Source organism: Pantoea sp. CTOTU49201, from assembly GCF_032054795.1.
Classification (GTDB): domain Bacteria; phylum Pseudomonadota; class Gammaproteobacteria; order Enterobacterales; family Enterobacteriaceae; genus Pantoea; species Pantoea symbiotica.
On the sequence record NZ_DAMBSA010000553.1, the window covers coordinates 1 to 2342 of the forward strand.

Annotated in this window: 2 protein-coding genes; one reads left to right on the plus strand and one right to left on the minus strand. The window is 55.3% G+C overall.

Features of this window, described 5'->3' with window-relative positions; all coding sequences use genetic code 11:
- Positions 1-153: 153 nt before the first annotated feature.
- Entirely contained in the window at positions 154-816 is a 663-nt protein-coding gene (gene yieH, locus RTY00_RS23650; protein ID WP_312666591.1) for a 6-phosphogluconate phosphatase, read from the minus strand.
- A 151-nt stretch (positions 817-967) separates the two neighbouring features.
- On the opposite strand from yieH, the gene RTY00_RS23655 reads away from it, so the two are divergent.
- On the plus strand, positions 968-2281 hold the full coding sequence (locus tag RTY00_RS23655) for an NCS2 family permease (protein WP_101763902.1): 1314 nt from the start codon (positions 968-970) through the stop codon (positions 2279-2281).
- Positions 2282-2342 lie beyond the last annotated feature (61 nt).

Below are 2342 nucleotides of genomic sequence, written 5' to 3' on the forward strand. Positions count from 1 at the left end.
ATATCGCCGCCACGCTGTTCCTGCTGCCGAAGAAGCAGAGCAACGAGGATTCGTTAGGCGCGATTGGTTAAGTTTGTGGTCGCCATTAATGGCGACCCTACACCTGAACGAACGTAGGGTCGGCATTTATGCCGACCTGCTGAATACCGCACCTTATTTCACCAAATCCCAGCCACGTGCACGCCACAGATCTGGCAACTGCGCCATATCATCAAAGCGCGTCACCAGCGGATGATCTAATTCAGGATTGTGCGCATCGGCGCAGTAGTAAAACACCGGAATCCCGGCGGCGATCCCCGCGCGCGCGCCAGCCTCGGAATCATCCACCAGAATGCACTTCTCAATCGGCACCTGCATCTGCTCGGCGGCGTGGTACATCAATTCCGGATCCGGCTTCCAGTGGTTAATGTCATAACCGCTGTACAGCTTGCCATCGAGATACGGCAGCATGCCGGTCAATCCCAGCGAATGTTGCATCTTCTTCACCGTGCCGTTGGAAACCACGCACATCTTCACTTTGACACTTTCCACCAGGGCTTTGGCACCGGCAATCGGCTTTAAATCGAGATCAAACAATCTAGCCACTTCGGCACGATAGGCGGTTTCCACCTCTTCGAGCGGCAATTCAACCTGATGTTCTGCCGCCACATCGCGGATGATGTCGTAGAGCTTCACCCCTTTATACTGCTCAAACATCTGCTGCAGAGAGCGTTCAATACCGTAGCGGGCAAAGGTGTTGACGTAAGCTTGCGTACAGATCACTTCGCTGTCGACCAGCGTGCCGTCGCAATCAAAAAAAATACATTCAACCGACATCGCACATCATCCTTTTGTTAAACAATAAGCTGACACTCTAGCGCACTGAGCGCAGAAAGCGACCCTGAGCAACCGGTTGCGAAAAATCAGTGTTTTGCCGCGCTAAACTCTATAGGATACGCGGCGATAAATTTTTTAGCGGAACAGTGGAATGACTAATCAGGGCCTTTTGCAGCGCATTTTCAAACTGCAGGAACACGGAACTACAGTGCGCACCGAAGTGATTGCCGGTTGCACGACTTTCCTGACGATGGTGTACATCGTTTTCGTTAACCCGCAAATTCTTGGTGTGGCGGGCATGGATACGCAGGCAGTGTTTGTTACTACCTGCTTGATTGCCGCGTTCGGCAGCATTCTGATGGGGCTGGTGGCGAATCTGCCCGTGGCGCTGGCGCCGGCGATGGGCCTGAACGCCTTCTTCGCCTTTGTGGTGGTCGGTGCCATGGGTTATTCGTGGCAGATTGGTATGGGCGCGATTTTCTGGGGCGCGCTGGGTCTGCTGATCCTCACGCTGCTGCGCGTGCGTTACTGGATGATTGCCAACATTCCGCTCAGCCTGCGCGTGGGTATCACCGCCGGTATCGGCCTGTTTATCGCCATGATGGGGCTGAAAAACGCCGGTATCATCGTGCCAAACGCCGATACCATCGTTGCCGTTGGCAATCTGACCTCGCACAGCGTGCTGCTTGGGGCGCTCGGTTTCTTCATTATCGCGATTCTGGCTTCACGCAATATCCATGCGGCGGTGCTGGTGTCGATTGTGGTGACGACCGCGCTGGGCCTGATTATTGGCGATGTGAAATTCAGCGGTGTGTTCGCGGCGCCGCCTGCGATCACTTCCGTTGTCGGCCAGGTCGATATCAAAGGCGCGTTCAACATCGGCATGGCTGGTGTGATCTTCTCCTTTATGCTGGTCAACCTGTTCGACTCATCCGGCACGCTGATTGGCGTAACCGATAAAGCCGGACTGACAGACGAGAAAGGCACTTTCCCGCGCATGAAGCAGGCGCTGTACGTTGATAGCATCAGTTCGGTGACCGGTTCGCTGATTGGTACCTCATCGGTGACCGCCTACATTGAAAGCTCGTCCGGCGTGGCGATCGGTGGTCGCACCGGCCTGATGGCGGTGATTACCGGCATTCTGTTCCTGCTGGTGATGTTCCTGTCACCGCTGGCGGCGATGGTGCCTTCTTATGCGGCGGCGGGTGCACTGATTTACGTTGGCGTATTGATGACGGCGTCGCTGTCACGCGTGCAGTGGGACGATCTCACCGAAGCAGTGCCGGCATTCGTTACTGCGGCGATGATGCCTTTCAGCTTCTCGATCACCGAAGGCATCGCGCTGGGCTTTATTTCTTACTGCGTGATGAAGTTGGGAACCGGCCGCTGGCGTGAAATCAGCCCGTGCGTGGTGGTGGTCGCGCTACTGTTCGTGCTGAAAATCGTCTTTATCGATGCCCACTAAACAGTAAAGGCCGCTGATGCGGCCTTTTTTACGGATGTCCCATCTCATGCGGCGTGACCAA